Below are 21,071 nucleotides of genomic sequence, written 5' to 3'. Positions count from 1 at the left end.
CGCCGTGGGATTCACCGCGCGATCCACGGCGCCGGGACCCGCGCCCTGATCCGCCCCGTCCCGGAGGAAAGGCCCTCCCCGCCGCTCGCTCCGCTCGGCATCCGCCATGTGGTTCCTCCTGCTCGTGCGTGTACCGGCCCCGTGGGCCACCATCCATTGTCCAACCGCGCGCAAGTGGGCCTCGGGCGAAGCGCGAGCAGGGCGGGCCGCGCCCCGCTCCGGTCGGGGTCCGGTGGGGGTGTCCCGCCCCGCTCGCCACGGTCGCCGACCCGCTACCGCCGGCCGATGACGTGGCGCGGGTCGTCCAGCCACACCCGCTGGCCGTCGCTGTCGACCGAGAGCCCGAAGCGGGACCGCTCCGGTTTACCCCGTTCGTGCCACTGGAGGAACGCCGTCCGCACTTCGTCCCACAGGGCGCGGGGGCCGTACTGCTCCACCTCGTAGCTCTCCGAGCCGGGGACGTACTCGACCGTCGCCCATGAGGCGCGGTCGTCGGCGAAGAACCACAGGGTGGCCTCCCCGCTGTCGTCGTCCGCTGCGCACCAGCGGTACCACGCGTCCGTGACGCTCAGGCCGGTGAAGAACGCGGGATCGTCCTGGATCACGTTCTGGGGCGGGATGTCGGTACGCCCCTTGTCCCCGTTCTCCCGGTGGTAAAGGTCGGTGACGCGTCCCGCGCCGCCCCGCTGGGTGCGGTCCCACATGAAGGCCGGGTAGCCGGAGAACCGGCCCCGCGCCGTTCCGTTCACCACATCCAGAGTGGCCCAGGAGCCGCTGAAGAAGCTGCTGCCCCACGGGGTGACGATCCGCCCGTCCGGACACTGCTCCACCCACGCTCGCGGCACATCCCGGACGGTGCAGGTGCAGATGATCCGGTCGTACGGCGCGCCTCGGTGGTACCCGTCACGGCCGTTGCCGAGAACCGTCGCCGGGTGGAGTTCCGCCCGTCGCAGGTTCGCCACGGCGGCGGTCAGCACCGCCTCGTCCACCTCCACAGTGGTCACGTTGCTCTCGCCCAGCCTGTGGGCCAGCCAGGCGGCGTGGTAACCGGTCCCGGTACCGATCTCCAGAACCCTGTGACCCTCCCGGACATCGAGCAGGCCCAGCATGTCGAGCATGACCGAGGGAGTGGAGGAGGACGAGGTGAACAGGCGGAACGCGCCTCCCGGTGTGCTTTTCCCGTCGTTCACCTGAGTGACGACGGGGGAATCCGCGTAGACGGCCCGCAGCCAACTCCCGGGATCGTCGGCGAAGTCGCCCTCCTCGATGACACGGGGAATGAACAGGGCGCGGTCCACCGAGGCCACGGCGGACCGCCACGCGGGCGGCAGCGCGCCCTTGGCGTCCAGCGTCGCCACGAGCCGCCGTTGTGTCGTCATGTGGCTCACTTCTTCGGAGGCTCGTAGGGCTTGGTCGGCCCCGGTGGCACGGCGGTCCTGCGGCCCGGTGCTTCCGGTCTGTTCGGTCTGTTCAGGGCTGGGCGTCTCAACGCGGTGGCTGTGCGCTGTCCGGGCGGTGAGGATCAAGGGTGGAGCACCGGCGCGGCTCGGCCCGGCAGCGACCGAGCGGGGGTGTCGAGCCAGGTTCGTGTTCCGTCCGGTGTGATGGTGAGGCCGAATCGTTCGGGTCCCGGCCTGCCGTTGTCGTTCCACCACCGGTGGACGGATTCGACCTCGTCCCAGAGGCGGCGCGGGCCGTACTGCCACACGGTGAACCCGTCGTCGTGTTCGCCGTCGTGGTCCACGGCGGCCCAGGAGGCGGTGTCGGTGGTGGCGATCCACAGCCGTCTCGACACCCCGGCCACGTCCGGTGCGTCGTCCCACGCCTTCCAGACGTCGCGCAGACACAGACCGATGGTGAAACCCAGGTCCCACTCATCGGCGGCGACGGCGTGGGCCGGCGCGGTGGTGCGTGATTCGGCGGGTTGCTGGTCGTCACGGACGACATCGCGGAAGACGCGCAGGTCGGTGCGGTGGCCGCGCATCAGCATGAACGAGCTGTGCGGACTGAACCGGCCCTGTGCGACTCCGCCCTCCTCAAGGGTGAGGCGGAGAAGGCCCCAGCAGAGCCACGGACTCTCCCACGGAGTCAGAATGACTCCACCGGGCCTGGTCTGCTCGATCCAGGAGCGTGGCACGGAACGGACGGCACAGGTGGAGATCGTCCGGTCGTACGGCGCGCGGTCGCTCCAGCCGAGCCGGCCGTCCCCGCAGCGGACGGCGGGGTCGAGCCCGGAGGCGTTGAGCGCTGTGCGGGCCCGCGCGGTCAGCCCCGGGTCCACCTCGACCGAGGAGACGTTGCCCCCGCCGAGGCGATGGGCGAGAAGGCCGGCGCTCCAGCCGGTACCGGTGCCGATCTCAAGCACCGACATGCCGTCACGCAGGTCGAGTTCCTCAAGCATCCGGAACACGATGGAAGGCGCCGACGCCGAGGACGACGGCCACGCGTCGCCCGGGTCGTCCGGCTCCACTCCGTCGTTGACCTGGCTGACCACCGGAGCGTTCGCATAGGCGGCGCGGAACCAGCCGGCGGGGTCCTTTCCGAGGTCGTGGGGTGCGTAGCCGCCCCTGCCGTCGTCCAGCCAGATCCGCTCCGGCAGAAAGCGATGCCGCGCGACGGCGTCGGCCGCCTCGCGCCACTCGGGGGCGACATCGTGGCCCAGTTCCGCCGCGACATCCCGGAGGAGGTCGTCCAAGACGGCCGACCGGCACTCGTCAGATGTCACTTGTCGCCGCCGCGCTTGTGCTTGGGCTCCGGCTTCCCGCTCTGGGTGTCCGGGCTCGGCTTGGAGGTGCCGGGGTCTTTCTGTCCGCCGTGCCTCCCATCGCCGCTGTCGCCGCCCTTGCCGGTTCCCCACGCCATCGTTGTCTCCCTCTGCTCGACGATGGGCATCTCCTCTGCTGCGGGCAACGATCCATGGGTGTTCGGGTCCCGTCTAGCCGGTTTCCTGTTCGCGCAAATATTCACTTCGAATGCTTTCCATCATCGCGCGTGCGTTGTCACCGGAAAGTGCCACGGATGCGAAGCCGTTGAATTTTTTCACGTACAGCGCGACGTCTCTCGGGTCTGTCGCATTGACCTCTGCGTGGATGGTCTCCACCGTCACCGTCCTGCCGTCCAGGATGATGAATGAATGACTTGCTAGGTCTGTTTGCTCAACAGTGAACGGGATGATTTGTATATTTACGTGGGAGAGTCGTGAAAGAGAAGTGAGTCGATCTATCTGCTCCGCCATTCTGCTGGAGGTCACGATGCGCCAACGCAGCACGTTCTCGGTGATGATGAAATGGAGGATCTTCGTGCTGTCATGGATTACTCGTTGACGCTCCAGCCGTGCGCCGATGGTTCTGGCGAGGATGTCTTCGCCCAGTTCGTGCCGGGAGAGAACGGCCCGGATGTATTCAGGGGTTTGCAGTAGCCCCGGGATCAATGCGGGCTGGAAGATTTTCAATGATGTCATCTGAGCCTCTAGGGCCCCGGTCTGCTGCTGTACTTTATGAATCCCTATTTGGCGGACCAGGCGCCAAGCCGTGACTTCGGTGGCTGCGGCGCGTGCCACGTCCAGGTACTCAGCTTTCACCTCTTCCGATACGCCAATGGCCGTGAGGATTCGTTCAACATCATTTACGCTGGGTGGAGCGTGGCCATTCTCGATCTTCGACAGTTTGCTTGTAGACATGACAGCGCTGCGGGCGACGGATTTTGCCTCCTTCTCGGATGCTTTCCGTAGTGCCCGCAGCGCTGCCCCCAGCTCTCCTCTGTTCACTTGCTTCCGTGCTTCTCCCACCACTCGCCGAACGGTTCCGCGTGGGTCAGTGCCATGTCTCGATGTTCGCGGGTCGGGCGCGACAGGCACAAGAGGTTTCAGTTTCCGGAACAGGAAATCGGGACGGGGCGAATGCCTGCGCGAAAGAGGTGCGGGAGTGCCGTACCGATACGCGATTTACGGCCGCCAGCTCACTTTGTGCTCCGACAGTCGCGCCAGCACCGCGTGATTCGCCTCCCAGCCGTCCGGGAACTTCACCGTCACCCCCAACTGGACCGGCTCCGTCGACGGATGCTCGTCGAGCAGCTCCGCCACGCCCGCCCGGCACACCACCACGCAGGCGTGCCGGTGGCGGGAGGCGAGCACACACAGCCGGCCCGTCTCCAGATGGAACGCCGTCGCGTCCGGCCGTCCCGACAGCGGATGCAGCACCACCGTCACATCGAACTCCCGTCCCTGGAGCCGGTTCGCGGTGTCCACGGCCACTCCGCCCACCCCCAGCTCGGCCAGCGCCGCCCGGACCGCCGCCGCCTGGTCGCGGTGGGCCGTACCGACCGCGACGCGGTCCGCCGTCACCGGCACGGGACCGGGCGACCGCTCGCTGGTGGCCGCCGCCCCCCGGTCCAGCAGCCTGCGCACCACCAGCGCCACCGCGCGCACCGCCTCCGGATCCGTACGGGGCGTGTGCCGGGCCGGCAGCTCCAGCAGCCCCCACCCCGACTCGGCCGCCTCGTCCAGCACCCGGTCAGGACCCGAGCCGTCCGACGCCACGCCGAACGCCAGCCGCCGGTCGCCGGGACCGGTACCGCTGCGGAACGGGGTGTACGGGTAGAACGCGCCCGACACCAGCGGCGCCGCCGACGCCGGCAGCCGCCACGAAACGGGCAGCCGGTGCTGGGGCAGCTGCGGGTTGTGCGCCAGCAGCGTCGAGACCGCGCTCGCCGACGGGTCGTACGACAGCCCCGCCCACTGCTCCGCACCCACCACGCTGAACGGGTCCAGCTGGCCCGGATCCCCGACGAACAGCGCACGCTCGAAAAGACCGGCGACGGCGAGCAGCGCGTCCGAACGCATCTGGTACGCCTCGTCCACGATCGCGTGGCGCCAGGGCTCCACTCCCTGCACATGCGCCCACTTCGCGGCCGTCGACACGACGATGTCGAGCCCCGCCAGATCGGCCGCCTTCGCCGACTTGCGTACGGCCGGCAGCTCGTCCAGCGCCTTGTCGTACGGGTCCGGATCGTTGCTGTGCAGCCGGCCGACCGGCAACTCCGGTTCCTTCTCGGCCAGTCGCACGACGAGATCGTCCACCTGCGCGTTCGTCTGCGCGACCACCATCAGCGGGCGCCCCGCCGCGGCCAGCTCCAGCGCGGCCCGCACCACCAGAGTCGACTTGCCGGCCCCCGGCGGCGAGTCGACGACCACGCCGCGGTGCGGGCTGTGGAGGGTGTCGCGGAGGATGGCGTCCGTGGCGCGGGTGGCGGCGACGGCGGGGTCGGCGGGGGTGGTGGTGGGAGGCGGGTGCGGGGGCATCGGGGGCTCCGGGGGTGGGCGGTGTGTTGTGTTGTGGTGTACGAGTACGTGTGCGGGTGCGGGCGTGCGGTTCTAGGTGTGCGGGTGGTTGGTCCCCTGCCCCTCCCTCGGAGCGCGTGCGCGGGTGTGGTCACCGCCTCGCGTCGGGCCGTGGCAACGGCGTTGGCCCAGGCGGCGGTTCACAGGACGTCCTCGTCCGTCATCGCGTCCGGCGCCGACTCCTCCTGCGGCGGGCCCCCGTGCGTCCAGGGCGTCTCCTCGCGGTCCGGGAGTCTCGGGCCGCCCCGCTGATCGTGCTCGAAGAGGGTCCAGGCGATCAGATCCCCCTTCGCCGGGACCGAGCCGGGTGCCGGCTCCTTGGTGCGGCCCATGCGGTCGGTCAGACGCAGAAGCAGTGTGCCCTCCGCCTCGTCGACGGTGTGGACGAACTCGGCCGTCTGCGGCTTGCCGTCCAGCGAGCGGTAGACCTTCGTACGCTCGCCCAGGTGCGGGCGGTCGTCCGTGCGGACCGTGAGCAGGGGGCGCGGGCTGGGGCGCTTGCTCTCGCTGTACGCCATGACGACCTCCGTGACCTCGCCGAGGAACGCCTCGCCGGAGAGCCGGCGCCCGGCCAGGACCAGCGGGTCGTCCAGGGCCTCCTGCGCCTCCAGCTGGGCCTGCGCGCTCTCGCGGGAGGCCAGCTTCTGTGCCGCCGTCACCGCGTCGTCCTGGCGGGGCTGCGGTGGCTCCCCGGCGCGCACGCGGTCGCGGTGGCCGGTGAAGGACCAGCGGTCGCGGGTCCAGCGGTCGTCGACCCTGGGGCCCTCCGGCAGGGCGCGCAGCAGGTCGAGACCGTTCCACACGGCGTCCCAGGTCGGCCTCATGACCCCGGCGAGCAGCTCCCGGACCAGCCGCTCGGCCCGGGTCAGCCGGGCGAGCTGATCCTCGGCGCCGGGGCCGTCCTCGGCCGCCGCGAGCGCCTGGCGGGCCCGGTCGTAGGACTCGATGGCCGGGGCCAGCAAGCGGTTGTCGAAGGCGGGGTCCGTCGCCGGGCCGGCCGGCGGGCACAGCAGTTGCCCCTGCCGGTCCCGGTCCAGCTCCGCGCGGAGCGCCGCCTCCCCGCCCGTGCGTCCCTCCGGCGGGTCGAGCCAGGCCAGGAGCGCGCCCAGATGCTGGTCCTCCAGGCTGGACTGGCCCGTCGCCCAGTGCCGGTTCAGCAGATCGGTCGCCGCGAGCATCAGCGAGGAGCCGGGCACCCGGGCCCGCTCGCCGTAGTGCGTCAGCCAGCGGCCGAGCAGCGGCACCCGAGGGGGAGCGGGATACGGCGTGTCCGGGTCGTCCTCGGCGGTACGCCGGAACCGCATGGACCGGCCCAGCAGCCGTACGAAGTCGAGGCCGGGGCGGCTCGGGACGATCAACTGCGGTGCGTCCACGCACAGGTCGGTCTCGACCTTGACACGTTTGCCGGTCTCCGGGTCGGTCTCGCTCCGCTCGGCGGGCTCGACGACGTCCGCGTACGCGTCGAGATACGGCAGGACCACATCGGCCAGCTCCGCGAGGAACGCGAAGCGCAGATCACGGTCGCGGGGCTGCGCGACCGTCAGCAGCCGGGGCGCGTCCCGGTCCGTGCCGACGAGCGCGCCGAGCGGGGCCCCGGCCTCGCCCGACGTGGTGAGCGGGACGAGCACGAGCGGCCGGTCGGAGATCCTGCGGTGCCGGACCGTGGCCAGCGGCTGCGCCTGCCCGCTCTGCACGGCCTCCAGCCGGGCGAGCGTACTGATCAGCGACATCCCTCCCCCTTTCCCGCGAGCGCCAGCGCCTCCGTCCGCAGCGCCGCCGCCCTGCGCAGCGCGGCGACCGTCGGATCGGCCGGGTCGCCGGCCTCGCCGTGCGCCGCCGCCAGGACCTCGGGCACGGTGGTCAGAGCGCCCAGCTCGCCCCGTACGCTGCGGCCCAGCGCCTCCACCGCGTCCGCCGCGCGGGCCCGGGAGCGGCAGTGGAAGGCCAGCTCGCAGGCGGCCAGGCACTCCGGGGCGTAGGCGGCGGTGACCGACTCGACGGCGCTTGTCAGCTCCGCACCGGTGCGGTGACCGACGTCGAACGTGGTGCCCTCGGGCAACGCGGCGGCGATGTCGTCGATCCGGGTCAGCCGGGTCAGCTGACGGCGCGTCACCGAGAGCTGCTTGCGCACGTCCACGACGGAGGCCGTCGGCAGGTTCGAGAAGTCCTTCGGGCAGACCAGCAGGACGCGGTGGCCGACCTCGGCGCCCCGGGTCAGCTCGGCGACCCGCTCCAGCGCCAGCACGTACACCGCGGCCTGCCGCGCCGCCGCGCCGACCTTCGCCGCGTCGGCCGAACCGTCGATCATCGGGAAGGACTTGATCTCCACGACCGTCCAGCGGCCGTCGGGCCGCACCACCACCGCGTCCGGCTCCAGATAGGCGGGCGATCCCGCCACCTCCAGGGCGAGCAGCGGATGGTCCAGCAGCGCCCAGGCCCCCGCCTCGGTGGCCTCGCGCAGGGCCAGCGCCGTGCGTGCCGCCCGGCCCTCGGGACCGGCCGCCGCCAGGTCGGGGACGAGCACCTCGCCGGGTCCGGGCGCGGGGACCTCCTCGCCGAGCCGGTCCGCGAGGAGCCGCATCAGCTCCGTACCGCCGTCGGCCTTGACCCGCGCCTCGAAGGCGTTGCCGCGCATGAAGGCGAACTGGGACTGGCCGAACGGAGCCGGTGAGCCGAGCGCCGCCGCGAGCGCCGCCTTGTCGACCCCGGCCCCGTCGAGCAGGGCGCGCCGCCGGCAGCCCGGATTGGCGGCGAGCGCCGCCAGCGCGCGGGCGTCCAGGGGCCGCGGCGGGACCGCCGGGCCGCGCAGCTCAGCGAGTCGTCGCCGGAGCGTCGTCGGTGGCGGCGCCGACGGCGCCTGTGGTGCTGGTGCGGGTCCGCTGCCCGGGGAATCGCTCACCCGCCGAAGTCTCGCACCCACCGCTGACAATCGGGGTGGAACGGGGGGACGGGGCCGGGGTCCGCACCGCTGTGAAACGGGCCCGCGCCCAGCTCCAGGCGTGATCGGCCGCCCGGATCGCGGGCCTGGTCAGCGCCGCCCCCGCCGCCATCACGGCGACCCCGGCGACGGCGTCGAGGAAGTAGTGGTTGGCGGTTCCCATCACCACGACGGTGATCATCACCGGATAGGCCACGCCCAGCCACCGCACCAGCGGGCTGCGGGCGTGGCGCCACAGCAGCACCCCGCACCACACGGCCCAGCCGACGTGCAGACTCGGCATCGCCGCGTACTGGTTGGTCATCCCGCCCAGTCCGCGCGGCGCGCTCGCCTCGGCGCCCCACCAGCCGTACGAGCTGTACTGCGCCATCGTGTCCACGAAGCCGTGCCCGGCGTCGAGCAGCCGGGGTGGGCAGGTGGGCAGCAGGGTGAAGCCGACGAGACCGAGCAGGGTGGAGACCATCAGCCAGGTGCGGGCCGCCCGGTAGCGGGCCGGCCGGCGGCGGAACAGCCAGATCAGCACGGCCGGGGTGACCAGGTAGTGCAGCGAGGCGTACGCGAAGTCGGCGGGTATCCCGATCGCGGGGGTGTCGGTGAACAGCCGGTTGAGGGGGTGTTCGGCGTTGAGGAGGAGCGCTTTCTCCACGCGCAGGATCGCCAGCCCGTGATCGACCGCTGTCGACACGTCCCCCCGCGCCAGCAGCCGGCCCGCCGAGTAGGCGCCGTACACCACGACGAGCAGGATCAGCTCGGTCCACCAGCGCGGCCGGGGGCGGGGCAGCGGTCTGTGAGTCGCGCTGGCGCTGTGCGGCATCCGGGACCGTCTCCATCATATTTTCGTGCTGCTGTCGGCCGACGTTCAACCGTACGGTGTATTCCGCCGGCCCACACGGTCGGGTGTACCCCCGTCGCCGCGTCCGACCGAGACGCCTCCCGGACGCAGTGTGGGACGCCCGGATGCCCCTGACGGTTGCCTCCGGTCCAGGTGCGTGATGATGGAACGGCACCAGTTTGTGAAACCAGGGAGTACCACCATGGCACCGCGTATCCTGCTCGCCCGGCACGGCCAGACGGCCTGGTCGCTGTCCGGACAGCACACCGGCAGGACGGACATACCCCTCCTGAAGGAGGGCCGTCGCGGCGCCGAACTGCTGGGGGAGCGGCTGCGCGGCGAGCCGTGGTCGGGGCTGGCCGGCGTCGAGGTCCGGACGAGCCCGCTGGCCCGCGCCGCCGAGACCTGCGCGCTCGCCGGGTTCGGCGAGCGGGCCGAGCCGTGGGACGCGCTGATGGAGTTCGACTACGGCGCGTACGAGGGCATGACGCCCGCGCAGATCAAGGCGGACCGCCCCGACTGGTTCATCTGGCGCGACGGCGTCCCGGACGGGGAGACACTGGCGCAGGTCTCCGCGCGGGCGGACGAGGTCGTGGAGTGGGCGCGCTCGGCCGACCGCGATGTCCTGGTCTTCGCGCACGGCCACATCCTGCGCGCGATCGGCGCGCGCTGGCTGGGCGAGGACATCTCGTTCGCGGCCCGTATCCGGCTCGACCCGACCTCGCTGTCGGTGCTCGACTGGGCCTACGGCCTGCCCGCGATCCAGGTCTGGAACGACACCGCGCACCTGACGCCCTGACCCGCCGGGCGCGCTTCACACCCGTACGTTCGTCGACGTGTGCCGCTCCAGGAAGGCCCCCACCTCCGGCAGCCGCCGCTGGGGCAGCAGGAAGCGGGCGGCCGAGGCGAGCTTGGACTGGATACGGGACGACTGGACCTCGTCCAGCAGGTCGAGCACCTGGTGGCCCGCCGCGGCGGCCTCGTCCGGCTTCCCCGCGCGGGCCAGATAGGTGGCCAGCTCCGCGCGGTAGAGGGCGAGGTTCCTGGTGAAGTGGGGCTCCTGGACGACGGTGGCCCGGTACGCGTGGCGGGACGCCCGTGACCAGTCGCCCAACGCCTCGTGGCAGAGCGCCTCCTGGGACTCCAGTTCCGGTTCGCCGAAGAAGGACATCCACTCGGGGTCGGCGTCGCCGGGGCCCTGGTCGAAGAGGCTGTGCGCCTGGGCGAGGGCCTGATCGCACCCCGTACGGTCACCGAGCCCCGCCCAGCCGGCCGCCTCCCGCAGCGCGAGCAGCGACAGCAGCCGGTACGAGCCCAGCTGCGCCGCAGCCCGCCTGCCCGCCTGCGCGGTGCGTACGGCCTCCCGGCACCGGCCCGAATCCCGCGCCAGGAACGAGGTGTTGCAGAAGGCGTGCGCCTCCAGCGCCGCGTCGCCCGCCACCCGCGCGGTCGCCAGCGCCTCCGCGTAGTACGAACGCGCGTCGTCGAGGCGGCCGGAGTCGTGGGCCAGCCAGCCCACCGAGATCGACAGTTCGCCCGCGCTCGCATGCAGCCGGTCGGCGGTGGCCTGCCGCGTGGTCGCCCCCGCGTCGAGCAGCGCGTACGCGGCGCGCAGCGGCTGTGCCGCGCGTCTGTAGAGCCCGTCGGCGCCGTGCCGGTCGTCGAGCAGCCTGATTCTGCGCACGGCGTCCTCGACGGCGGCCACCTCGGCCTCGCCGACCCGTCGCGGCGCGGGAATGGTCAGCGGTCCCGGCGGGGCCGCGCCCTCGGCGGGCGTGCCACCGAGACCGAGGGAAGCGGCCATCACCGTGACGGAGCCGCTCGTCATGAATGCGCGACGCAGCACGTCGCTCTCCTTGCTGGTGTCGCTCGTTCCGCCGTGTTCGCCGGTGTCGCCGTGGCTGTCCGGGCCGGCGGAACGGGGAGGGGCGGGGGTGGTGACCCGCGCCGCTCTGCCACGTACCTCCGCACGTGGTGAGAAGCCCAGGTCCTTCAGGGTCAGCCCCGGGAACATGTGCAGGAAGACCCGTTCGTACGCGTAGTTGGGGCAGCGGATCTCGCCGGCCTCCACTCGTCCGATGTAGCGCGCGTCGCACGCGACGTGTTCACCGATCTCGCGGGCGGCCCTGCGCACAGCCGCCGCGAACTCCCCCGGCGAGCGCTGCGAGCGCAGCCGGCGGAACGCGTGGTTGGGAACTGCCCGAGACGACGCCATGGCCGAGCCCTCTCCTGGTGCAGCCGTGGGAGTCACGGGCCCGGTGCCTGGCAGGACATGGTTCCGCGCCGCCCAACTCCGGTTGTTCCGGCGGATCAAGAACGTACCGTCTGTGACAGGGTTGATACACAGAGTTCCGCTACAAATCGGATTTCTCGCCCCTGATCCGCCATGAACTGCCATCCTTTGCGGCGGCGAGCCGCCGTAGCTGTTGACGCCGTAACGCGTTGAACCATCCGGAGTCGCCCAGTGCGTCCGCACTCGACGAGGAAGGGTGTTCCCTTGTTGAAGTTGGAGGTCGGTATGGAGTTCAACGCACGTTCCGGGGACACCGGGGAGCCCTGTGACCTGGTGACGGTGCCCGCCCGGCAGGGGCTGGAGGCGGTCGACATCCTGCGTCGTGGCGCCACCCCGGCGGTGGGGCCCGTCCTGCACAACGGGTCCTGCGACACGCTCGGCTTTCTGGTGCCGCCCGGTACGGCCGAGGGGTGGGACATGCCGGGCAGCGCCTGTACCCGTACCGACGGGCGTGGTCTGCGGATTCCCACGGAACCGCCGGTCACCGGCTCGGACTGGCTCCTGCCGCCCGAAGCGGTGGGCCCGGTCACGGATCCGGCGGTGCTGCGGGAGGCCCTGGGGGAGGCGGCGAGGCTGATCGAGGCGGCCGACCGGTGTTCCTAGCCGGCCGGTGTTCCCGGCCGGGCAAGCCCGAAGTGATCTCGCCCGCCCGCCCGGCGGGCCCGGGACCCGGCCGGTCTCGGCGGCGCGGTTCCGCCGCGGCTCCGGACGGCGGCCTGCCCCGCCGCACCGATAATGGGCAGGTGGCAAAGAACAGGCGCCGTGGACGCGGCGGGACCGAGACCGCCGTCGAGACCGTCGACGGCGGTGTCGCCGAGCTGATACCCGACCGGGAGCACCCGCGCGCCTGGACGCTGCTGATCGACGGCGCACCGCAGTCGCACGTCGACCTGGACGACCCCGCGCGGCTCTCCTTCGAATACCAGCGCAGGTTCGGTCATGTCGCCGACCTGGTCGCCCCGGCGGGCCGGCCGCTGCGCGTCGTGCACCTCGGCGGCGGCGCCTTCACCCTCGCCCGTTACGTCGCCGCCACCCGCCCCCGCTCCACCCAGCAGATCGTGGAACTCGACGCGGCCCTCGTCCGCTTCGTCCGCGAACACCTGCCGCTCGACCCGAACGCGCGGATCCGGGTCCGCTCCGCCGACGCCCGCGCCGGGCTCGGCAAGGTGCCCGACGGATGGGCGGACCTGGTGGTGGCGGACGTGTTCGGCGGCGCCCGGACGCCCGCGCATCTGACCTCCACCGAGTTCCTGCTGGAGGTGCGCAGGGCGCTGCGCCCGGACGGCTGGTACGCGGCCAACCTCGCCGACGGGCCGCCCCTCGCCCATCTGCGCGGCCAGATCGCCACCGCCGCCGGGGTCTTCGAGCGGCTGGCGCTCGCCGCCGATCCGGCCGTGCTGCGCGGGCGGCGGTTCGGCAACGCCGTGCTGGTCGCCTCGGACGGCGAGCTACCCGTCGCCGAACTGACCCGAAGGATCGCGGGCGACCCGCACCCCGGCCGGGTCGAACACGGCAGGGCCCTCACCGACTTCACCGGCGGCGCCACCGCCGTCACCGACGCGAGCGCCAAGGCGTCGCCGGCGCCGCCGCCCGGAGTGTTCACCACCTGACGGCGGCAGCTCCCCGGACCCCGCCCCGGTCGGCCCCGCCTCAGCGGTCGTCGAACTCCACGGTCGGCGGATGGTCGTGCCAGGTGCAGAAGACCGACACCTCGCGCCCGTCCAGCGTGAACGTCACCCTGATCCAGAACTGCTCCGTCCACACCTGCATCCGCCAGCCCGCCTCCGGAGTCGCCGAGACCAGCTCGGCCGAGGACTCACCGAGGTCCAGGACGACCCGGCCGCCGTCGACCCCGTAGCTCTCCACCCGGCCGGACGCGGCCGGGGAGTCCGCCCCGGCGCCCCCGTCCGGGGTCTGCCCCGGCGGGCCGGACGGGGTGCCCCCGTCGTCCGGCGGCGCGGACGCGGTGGCCGGGGCGGACGGTGACGACGGCCCGGACGGTGCCGGCTTCGCCGTCGGGCTCCCGGGCCGCGAGGTCGAGGAGGCGACGGGCACGGCCGCGCGCTCCGCCGAGTCGTCGACGGGCAGCGGCAGCGCGCGCGGCGGATCGTACGCCGTGCCCGCCATGACCGTGTGGACCCCCCACCAGGACAGGGTCGCCGCGGCGCCCGTGGCGAGCAGCCATGCCGTCGCGTGTACGAGTCCTGTGCGCATCGGGGCCATAGTGCACCACGCGTGACGCGGCTGTCCCACGAGTCCCGGGGGAAGCCCGGCCCGGCCCCGACGAGGGGAGCCGGCTCCCGCCGTCCGCCCGATGGCGTACGGTGCCGCCCATGCCCAGTGTGCTCGTCGTCGAGGACGACCAGTTCGTACGCTCCGCCCTCATCCGGCACCTCACCGAGGCCGCCCACACCGTACGGAGCGTCGGAACCGCCCTGGAGGCCCTGCGCGAAGTGGCCCATTTCCGCTTCGACGTGGTCATCCTCGATCTCGGTCTGCCCGATCTCGACGGGGCGGAGGCGCTGAAGATGCTCCGGGGCATCACCGACGTACCGGTGATCATCGCCACCGCGCGGGACGACGAGTCGGAGATCGTACGGCTGCTCAACGACGGCGCCGACGACTACCTCACCAAGCCGTTCTCGGTGGAACACCTCTCGGCCAGGATCGCCGCCGTGCTGCGCCGGGCCCGCGCCACCACGGAGGAGGCCGCGCCACCGCGCGTCGTACGGGTCGGCGGGCTCGCCATCGATCCGCTGCGCCGTCAGGCCGAGCTGGACGGCGTCCGACTCGACCTGACCCGGCGGGAGTTCGACCTGCTGACCTTCCTCGCCAGCCGGCCCGGCGTGGTCGTGGCGCGCCGGGAACTGCTCGCCGAGGTGTGGCAGCAGGCGTACGGCGACGACCAGACCATCGACGTCCATCTGTCCTGGCTGCGCCGGAAGCTGGGCGAGACGGCGGCCCGGCCGCGCTATCTGCACACCCTGCGGGGGGTCGGGGTGAAGCTGGAGCCGCCCGTATGAGATGGGCCCTGGTCAAGGTGGTCATCGCGGTGACCGTGATGGTCGTGGTGGCCTTCGCCGTTCCCCTGGGTCTCGTCATCGAGGAGATGGCCAGGGACCGGGCCTTCTCCCACGCCGAACGCCAGGCAGCCGCCATCGGGCCGACCCTCTCCATCACCACCGACCGCAACGCGCTGGAGCGCGCCATGGCCTCCACGCAGGCCGGCGCGGACGGCAGGATGGCGGTGCACGTCCCCGCGACGGCGGCGGACCGCGTGGACGTATCCGGCCGCGACGGCGCCCACGCGGCCACCGGGGCGCTGGAGATCGGGACCAGCCGGGCCGCCGAGAAGGATCTGCGCACCGTGCGGCGCACGCCCCGCGCCGCCATGGCCGGCGCCCCCGGCGGCTCCGTACTCCTCCAGCCGACCGCCCTGGGCTCGGGCCGGATCGCGGTCGTCGAGATCTACGTGCCCCGGGACGAGGTCACCAACGGTGTCACCACCGCCTGGCTGGTCCTCGCGGGCGTCGGCGTCGCGCTGGTCGTCGGCTCGGTCGCGGTCGCCGACCGGCTCGGTGTACGGGTGGTCCAGCCGGCGCGGCGGCTGGCGGGCGCCGCGCACGCCCTCGGCGAGGGGAAGCTCGGCGCGCGCGTCCCCGAGGAGGGCCCGGCCGAACTGCGGTCCGCCGCGCTCGCGTTCAACTCCATGGCCGACCAGGTCGTCGGCCTCCTCGCCCACGAGCGGGAACGCGCCGCCGACCTCTCGCACCGGCTCCGTACCCCGCTCACCGTGCTCCGCCTCAACGCCGCCTCGCTGGGCGAGGGACCGGCCGCCGACCAGACCAGGGCGGCCGTGGCCCAACTGGAGCGCGAGGTCGACACGATCATCCGTACCGCCCGCGAGTCCACGCGGCAGACGGTCGCGGCCGGTCCCGCCGGGGGCTGCGACGCCTCCGAAGTCGTCCGGGAGCGGATGGACTTCTGGTCGGCGCTGGCCGAGGACGAGGGCCGTACGGTACGCCTCGCGGGCGTCGGCAGGCCGGTCCGCATCCCGGTCGCCCGGGCCGAACTCGCCGCCGCGCTGGACGCGTTGCTGGGCAATGTCTTCCGGCACACCCCGGAGGGCACGGACTTCTCGGTCGACGTGCACAACGGGGAGGACGCCGTGATCGTGCTCGTCTCCGACGCGGGCCCCGGCATCGCCGACCCGAAGGCCGCCCTCGCCCGTGGGAACAGCGGCGGACGCGACGGCTCCACCGGCCTCGGCCTGGACATCGTCCGCCGGGTCGCCGAGTCGACCGGCGGCGACGTACGGATCGGCCGGTCCGTACTCGGGGGCACCGAGGTACGCGTCTGGATCAGCCTCGACGGCCGGCGCGCCCCGGCCGAACCGCGCCGGGGCCGCCGGCCGCGCCGCCGCCGGCGCGGGGCGCGGGACAGCGCGGACCCGGAGGCGCGGACCCGGCCCCCGGCGCCCGCGCCCTGACCCCGCCCTGCCCTCCGCGCCCTGACCCCGCCCTTCCCCCGACGCCCGCGCCCTGACCCGTCCTGGGCGCAGACCCCTAACCCGCCCTCATGCGCGCCTTAAGCGCGCCCTAAGAACCACCGTCCCCGCCCCGAACAGCCCGTCCCCCGGCCAGGAAGGCGCTAACGTGCGGAGCGAGGACGAGGCGACCCAGTGCCGCGCGTCCCGGCCGGAAAACACCCCCCCACTCGGCCGGGGCGCGCACCTCGCCCTGGTCAGCCGATCGGCACCTCCGGCAACGCGCCCGTGGCCGCCACCCGCGCGTACCAGCGCGCGCTGGACTTCGGGGTGCGGCGCTGCGTCTCGTAGTCGACGTGGACCGCGCCGAAGCGCTTGCCGTACCCGTACGCCCACTCGAAGTTGTCCATCAGCGACCAGAGGAAGTAGCCGCGCACATCGGCTCCGTCCGCGATCGCCCGCCGCGCCGCCGACAGGTGGCCGTGCAGATAGCGGATCCGGTCCGGGTCGTCGACCGCGCCGTCGGCGTCCGGCTTGTCGTCGTACGCGGCGCCGTTCTCGGTGATCATCAGCGGCAGCCCCGGCGCCTCGCGGGAGTAGCGCATGAGCAGGTCGTAGAGACCGCTCGGGTCCACCGACCAGCCCATCGCGGTCAGTTCGCCCGGCGGCTGGTGGAAAGCGACCGATTCGACGCCCGGCCAGGGGGAGTGGTCGCTCGATCCGTGGCCGTCGTGGCGTTCGGCGGCGGGGTCGGTCGCCGCCGAGACGACGGTGGGCTGGTAGTAGTTGACGCCCAGCGAGTCCAGCGGCTGCCGGCACAGCGCCTCGTCGCCGCCGTGCACGAAGGACCAGTCGGTCAGGCGCGCGGTGTCCGCGAACAGGTCCTCGGGGTACGCGCCGCCCAGCATCGGCCCGGTGAAGATCCGGTTGGCGAGCGCGTCGATCCGGCGGCGCGCGTCCAGGTCCCCCTCGGACTGCGTACGGGCCCGTACGGCGGCCGGGTTGAGGCTCACCGATATCTGCCCGGTCGCCGGGAGCACCGCGCGCAGCGCCCGCGCCGCGAGACCGTGGCCGAGGTTGAGGTGGTGGGCGGCGCGCAGGGCGGCCACCGGGTCCGTACGGCCCGGGGCGTGCACCCCGGACGCGTACCCCAGAAAGGCGCTGCACCAGGGCTCGTTGAGCGTCGTCCAGCGGGTCACCCGGTCGCCCAGCGCCTCGCCGACGCAGTGCGCGTACTCCGCGAAGCGGTACGCCGTCTCGCGCTCGGGCCAGCCGCCCGCCGCCTCCAGCTCCTGCGGGAGGTCCCAGTGGTAGAGGGTGAGGACGGGCTCGATGCCGTGGCCGAGCAGATCGTCGACGAGGCCGCGGTAGAAGTCCAGACCGCGCTGGACGGCGGGCCCTCGGCCGGTGGGCTGGACGCGCGGCCAGGAGACCGAGAAGCGGTACGCGTTGACGCCGAGGCCGGCCATCAGCCGTACGTCCTCGGCGCGCCGGTGGTAGTGGTCCACGGCGACGTCACCGGTGTCGCCCCGGTCGGTCCTGCCGGGGGTATGGCTGAAGGTGTCCCAGATGGAGGGCGTACGGCCGTCCTCCCGGGGCGCGCCCTCGATCTGGTAGGCGGCTGTGGCGGTGCCCCACAGGAAGCCGGGCGGAAAGGTTTCGGACATGTTGCAGCTCCCAATGACCGTAGGGATGGGGGGTGAGGGGCGCGGGCGCTCGTACGCGGGGTCCGGGGCGCCGCGCCCTCCGGCCGGCCCGGCCCGAACGAGCGGCACTAGCCCTTGACGGCGCCCTGCATGATCCCGCCGACGATGTGCTTGCCGAACAGCACGAACGCGATCAGCAGCGGCAGTGTGCCCAGCAGCGCGCCGGCCATGATCACGGACTGGTCGGGGATGTAGCCGCGGCCGAGTCCGGTCAGCGCCACCTGCACGGTGGGGCTGCCGTTCTGGGTCAGCGCGATGATGGGCCAGAAGAAGTCGTTCCAGGCCATCACGAAGGTGAGCATCCCCAGCACGGCCATCGCGGGCCGCGCGGCGGGGAAGACGACGTGCCACACGACGCGCCAGCTGCTCGCGCCGTCCACGCGCGCCGCCTCGATCAGCTCGGTGGGCAGCGCGCCGACCAGGTACTGCCGCATGAAGAACACCCCGAAGGCGCTGACCAGGGTGGGCAGGATGACCGACTGGAGCTGGTCGGTCCAGGACAACTCGGCGACCAGCATGTAGAGCGGTACGACGCTGAGCTGCGGCGGCACCATCATGGTGCCGATCACCAGCAGCAGAAGCAGGTTCTGGAACCGGAAGCGCAGTTTGGCGAAGGCGAACCCGGCGAGTGTGGAGAAGAGCACCGTACCGGCGGCGACGGACCCGGCGACCACCGTCGTGTTGAGCAGGGCCGTCCCCATGTTGGCGTCGGTCCAGGCGATCTCCAGGTTCTTGAAGAGATTGCCGCCGAACCAGAACGGCGGCGGTGTCTGGGCGAGCCGGGTGTTGTTGCGGGACGCGGCGACGGCCGTCCACACCAGCGGGAAGAGCGAGCCCACGGTGAACAGGGTCAGGACGGCGTAGGTGACGCGCCCGCCGTGCAGCTGCCGGCCCGCGCCCTGCCGCCCCTGCCGCCCGCCCCCGCCGGGGCGTCCGTCCCCGGCCGGCCCCGTCCGCGGCCCGCGCGTCGCGGGCGGGGCCTTCCCGAGTTCGCCCTCGTCGAGAGTCCGCGAAGTCGTCGACATGTCTCTCCCCTACGAACTCTTGCGCAGACGACGGGCGACGGCCCAGTTCACCGCGCCGATGACCAGCAGGATCAGGAACATCGTCCAGGCGATGGCCGAGGCCCGGCCGAGGTGCAGATTCACCCAGCCCTGCTCGTAGAGATAGAGCCCGAGCGTCTGGAACTGGTGGTCGGCGCCGCCGGTCGCGCCCGCCGCCCCGTTGAACAGCAGCGGCTCACCGAAGAGTTGGGTCGCCCCTATGGTCGAGACCACCACCGTGAACAGGATGGTGGGCCGCAGCGACGGCACGGTGACATGGATGAACTGCTGCCAGCGCGAGGCCCCGTCCAGCGCCGCCGACTCGTACAGGTCGTCGGGGATCGACTGCATCGCCGCCAGATAGATCAGCGCGTTGTAGCCGGTCCAGCGCCAGACGACGATCGTGGAGACGGCGAGCTGCGAGGTCCACGCGCCGTTCTGCCAGTCGACCCCGTCGATGCCGGCCATCCCCAGCGCCCAGTTGATCATCCCGTAGTCGCGGCCGAAGAGGAGGACGAAGACGAGGGTCGCCGCGGCCACCGAGGTGGCGTACGGGGTGAGGACGGCGACCCGGAAGAACATCGAGCCGCGCAGCCGGTAGTTGAGCAGATGGGCGATGCCCAGCGCCATCAGGAGCTGCGGCACGGTGGAGATCACCCCGATGGTCAGGGTGTTGCGCAGCGCGTTCCAGAAGAACTCGTCGCTCAGCAGCCGGGAGAAGTTCCGCAGCCCCACCCACTCCATGTCGGTGGGCGCGGTCAGCTCCACCCGGTGGAGGGACGCCCAGCCCGTGTAGAGGAGCGGGAAGAGGCCGAAGGCCAGGAAGAAGACGAAGAACGGGGCGACCAGGGCGTACGGGCTCCACCGCACATCGCGGCGGTACCAGCGGCTGCGCCGCTCCCGGCGCCGCTCCGCCGCACGGTCTTCGCCGGCGCCCGTGTCCGGGGCCGGGACCGCGCCCTCCTGTCCGGAGGGCGCGGCGGCGGGTGCGTCACTGGCCATCGTCACTGGTCCAGTGCGTTGTCGATCGCCTTCACGGCCTTGTTCCAGCCGTCCTTGGGCGAGGTGCCCTTCTGGTCGACCTGGAGCATGCCGACATCGGCCAGGTTCTGCGCGATGATGCCGTCCTTCGGGCCGAGGACCTGGACGGGTACCCCCTTGGCCGCCTGCGAGAAGATCTCACCGATGGGCGCGTTGTCGAAGTACGGGTGCTTGGCCTGCGAGACCGCGGGCAGCGCGTACGCGGCCTCGGCGCTGGGGAAGCTGCCGCGCTTCTCGAAGAGGACGGCCTGCTGTTCCGGCGCGGTCAGCCAGGCGGCCAGCTCGGCGGCGGCCTTCTTGTTCCTGCCGGCCTCGGGGACGGTGAGGAAGGAGCCGCCCCAGTTGCCGGGCCTGGGCGCCGCGGCCACGTCCCACTTGTCCTTGCCGCCCTCACCGGCCTTGTCCTGGATGTAGCCGAGCATCCAGGCCGGGCAGGAGATCGTGGCGAAGGCGCTGTTGGAGAAGCCCTGGTCCCAGGACGGGGTGAACTGCTGGAGCTTGGCCGTCAGCCCGCCCCCGGCGAAGGCGGCGGCGCTGTCCCACGCCTGCTTGACGGCCGGGTTGGTCTTGTAGATGACCTTGCCGTTCTCGTCGTAGTAGCGCTTGGCCTCGCTGCCGCTGATCGCGGCCATCACGCCGCTCGCCGAGTCCACGAAGGCCGTGCCCTTGGGCGCGGCGGCCTTGAACTTCTTCCCGGTCTCCAGGTACTTCCCCCAGTCGCCCGCCCACAGCGCGCCGACCTTCTGCCGGTCGGTGGGGAGCCCCGCTGCCTTGAAAAGATCCTTGCGATAGCAAATACCCTCGGGTCCGACGTCGGTGCCGAGCCCGATCGTCTTCCCCGCCCCGTTGGTCGCCTGCGCCCATTTCCACGACAGGAAGCTGTCCTTCCGGACGCCCTCCGTCCGCCCGAGATCGACCAGCTTGTCTGCCTGGGTGGCGGTGACCTCGGCGATGTTGGCGACCTCGACGGCCTGGATGTCCGCGAGTCCGCTGCCGGAGCCCAGATGGGTGAGGAGCTGCGGGTAATAGTTCTCGTTGCGCTCGATGGACGTCTGCTTGATGACGATGTCCGGGTGGAGCTTCGTGTACTGGTCGTAGAGCCCGGCCTCCTTCAGGCCGAAGGCGCCGAAAACCCCCACCGTGAGCGTGGTCTTGCCCTTGCCGCCGCCGCCCTCGCCGGCCGTGGCGCCGCCGGAGGGTTCGTCACTGTCCCCGGCGCACCCGGCCAGGGCTCCCGCGCCGAGGACCGCGGCGGCCACCAGGGCCGCCATTCGGCGGGACGAACGGATACGTGTACGCATGGACGTCCTCCTAGTGCACCGACGCGCGCCGGCCTCCGGCCAACTGCTGGTGCCGTCCGCGGCTGGGAGGGGGGTTCCGGCGCGGTCGGGCCA

General features: G+C 72.4%; 19 protein-coding genes. 5 read left to right on the top strand and 14 right to left on the bottom strand.

Annotated elements, in window-relative coordinates; all coding sequences use genetic code 11:
- Nucleotides 1-272 precede the first annotated feature (272 nt).
- From ACFY6S_RS11780 to ACFY6S_RS11745, 8 genes are all read right to left on the bottom strand, one after another.
- Nucleotides 273-1,379 (bottom strand): methyltransferase domain-containing protein, encoded by a 1,107-nt coding sequence (locus ACFY6S_RS11780; protein ID WP_388825322.1) that lies wholly within the window; start codon nt 1,377-1,379, stop codon nt 273-275.
- 143 nt (nt 1,380-1,522) lie between these two features.
- Nucleotides 1,523-2,695 (bottom strand): methyltransferase, encoded by a 1,173-nt coding sequence (locus tag ACFY6S_RS11775; RefSeq protein WP_388825325.1) that lies wholly within the window; start codon nt 2,693-2,695, stop codon nt 1,523-1,525.
- A gap of 26 nt (nt 2,696-2,721) precedes the next feature.
- Nucleotides 2,722-2,862, bottom strand: a complete 141-nt coding sequence (locus ACFY6S_RS11770; RefSeq protein ID WP_388825328.1) for a hypothetical protein — start codon at nt 2,860-2,862, stop codon at nt 2,722-2,724.
- 73 nt (nt 2,863-2,935) lie between these two features.
- Entirely contained in the window at nt 2,936-3,766 is an 831-nt protein-coding gene (locus ACFY6S_RS11765; RefSeq protein WP_388825331.1) for a helix-turn-helix domain-containing protein, read from the bottom strand.
- Between the two features lie 177 nt (nt 3,767-3,943).
- The gene (locus ACFY6S_RS11760) at nt 3,944-5,299 is read right to left on the bottom strand and encodes an AAA family ATPase (RefSeq protein ID WP_388825334.1); all 1,356 of its coding nucleotides are present in this window, start codon (nt 5,297-5,299) and stop codon (nt 3,944-3,946) included.
- A 179-nt stretch (nt 5,300-5,478) separates the two neighbouring features.
- Nucleotides 5,479-7,068, bottom strand: a complete 1,590-nt coding sequence (locus ACFY6S_RS11755) for a hypothetical protein (protein WP_388825337.1) — start codon at nt 7,066-7,068, stop codon at nt 5,479-5,481.
- Nucleotides 7,059-8,237 (bottom strand): hypothetical protein, encoded by a 1,179-nt coding sequence (locus tag ACFY6S_RS11750; RefSeq protein ID WP_388825340.1) that lies wholly within the window; start codon nt 8,235-8,237, stop codon nt 7,059-7,061. Before ACFY6S_RS11750 ends, ACFY6S_RS11755 begins: the two co-directional genes overlap by 10 nt.
- Nucleotides 8,149-9,090: a phosphatase PAP2 family protein gene (locus ACFY6S_RS11745; RefSeq protein ID WP_388825343.1), complete on the bottom strand. Its 942-nt coding sequence runs from the start codon at nt 9,088-9,090 to the stop codon at nt 8,149-8,151. Before ACFY6S_RS11745 ends, ACFY6S_RS11750 begins: the two co-directional genes overlap by 89 nt.
- 220 nt (nt 9,091-9,310) lie before the next feature.
- Here ACFY6S_RS11745 and ACFY6S_RS11740 point away from each other — a divergent pair, with 220 nt between their 5' ends.
- On the top strand, nt 9,311-9,907 hold the full coding sequence (locus ACFY6S_RS11740) for a histidine phosphatase family protein (RefSeq protein ID WP_388825346.1): 597 nt from the start codon (nt 9,311-9,313) through the stop codon (nt 9,905-9,907).
- A gap of 15 nt (nt 9,908-9,922) precedes the next feature.
- Here ACFY6S_RS11740 and ACFY6S_RS11735 read toward each other — a convergent pair whose 3' ends face one another.
- Complete coding sequence (locus ACFY6S_RS11735; protein WP_388825349.1) at nt 9,923-11,323, bottom strand: tetratricopeptide repeat protein; 1,401 nt, start codon at nt 11,321-11,323, stop codon at nt 9,923-9,925.
- Nucleotides 11,324-11,626: 303 nt separating this feature from the next.
- On the opposite strand from ACFY6S_RS11735, the gene ACFY6S_RS11730 reads away from it, so the two are divergent.
- On the top strand, nt 11,627-12,004 hold the full coding sequence (locus tag ACFY6S_RS11730) for a hypothetical protein (RefSeq protein WP_388825352.1): 378 nt from the start codon (nt 11,627-11,629) through the stop codon (nt 12,002-12,004).
- A gap of 140 nt (nt 12,005-12,144) precedes the next feature.
- Nucleotides 12,145-13,011 carry a spermidine synthase gene (locus tag ACFY6S_RS11725; RefSeq protein ID WP_388825355.1) on the top strand — a complete coding sequence of 289 codons (867 nt, stop codon included), beginning with the start codon at nt 12,145-12,147 and terminating at the stop codon, nt 13,009-13,011.
- A gap of 40 nt (nt 13,012-13,051) precedes the next feature.
- Here ACFY6S_RS11725 and ACFY6S_RS11720 read toward each other — a convergent pair whose 3' ends face one another.
- Nucleotides 13,052-13,624 (bottom strand): hypothetical protein, encoded by a 573-nt coding sequence (locus ACFY6S_RS11720; protein ID WP_388825358.1) that lies wholly within the window; start codon nt 13,622-13,624, stop codon nt 13,052-13,054.
- Nucleotides 13,625-13,734: 110 nt separating this feature from the next.
- Here ACFY6S_RS11720 and ACFY6S_RS11715 point away from each other — a divergent pair, with 110 nt between their 5' ends.
- Nucleotides 13,735-14,424, top strand: a complete 690-nt coding sequence (locus ACFY6S_RS11715) for a response regulator transcription factor (RefSeq protein ID WP_388825361.1) — start codon at nt 13,735-13,737, stop codon at nt 14,422-14,424.
- A complete protein-coding gene (locus ACFY6S_RS11710) occupies nt 14,421-15,890 on the top strand; it encodes an ATP-binding protein (protein ID WP_388825364.1) in 1,470 nt (489 codons plus the stop codon). Before ACFY6S_RS11715 ends, ACFY6S_RS11710 begins: the two co-directional genes overlap by 4 nt.
- A 254-nt stretch (nt 15,891-16,144) precedes the next feature.
- Here the strand turns inward: ACFY6S_RS11710 and ACFY6S_RS11705 are convergent, their stop codons facing one another.
- From ACFY6S_RS11705 to ACFY6S_RS11690, 4 genes are all read right to left on the bottom strand, one after another.
- Nucleotides 16,145-17,554: a GH1 family beta-glucosidase gene (locus tag ACFY6S_RS11705; RefSeq protein ID WP_388825367.1), complete on the bottom strand. Its 1,410-nt coding sequence runs from the start codon at nt 17,552-17,554 to the stop codon at nt 16,145-16,147.
- Between the two features lie 107 nt (nt 17,555-17,661).
- The gene (locus tag ACFY6S_RS11700) at nt 17,662-18,618 is read right to left on the bottom strand and encodes a carbohydrate ABC transporter permease (RefSeq protein ID WP_388825370.1); all 957 of its coding nucleotides are present in this window, start codon (nt 18,616-18,618) and stop codon (nt 17,662-17,664) included.
- Nucleotides 18,619-18,627: 9 nt separating this feature from the next.
- A complete protein-coding gene (locus ACFY6S_RS11695) occupies nt 18,628-19,638 on the bottom strand; it encodes a carbohydrate ABC transporter permease (protein ID WP_388825373.1) in 1,011 nt (336 codons plus the stop codon).
- Between the two features lie 2 nt (nt 19,639-19,640).
- Entirely contained in the window at nt 19,641-20,978 is a 1,338-nt protein-coding gene (locus ACFY6S_RS11690; protein WP_388825376.1) for an ABC transporter substrate-binding protein, read from the bottom strand.
- Between the last annotated feature and the right edge of the window lie 93 nt (nt 20,979-21,071).

Origin of the sequence: Streptomyces sp. NPDC012835, from assembly GCF_042900885.1 — a bacterium.
Lineage (GTDB): Bacteria > Actinomycetota > Actinomycetes > Streptomycetales > Streptomycetaceae > Streptomyces.
This window is presented reverse-complemented; position numbering and strand designations above follow the sequence as displayed.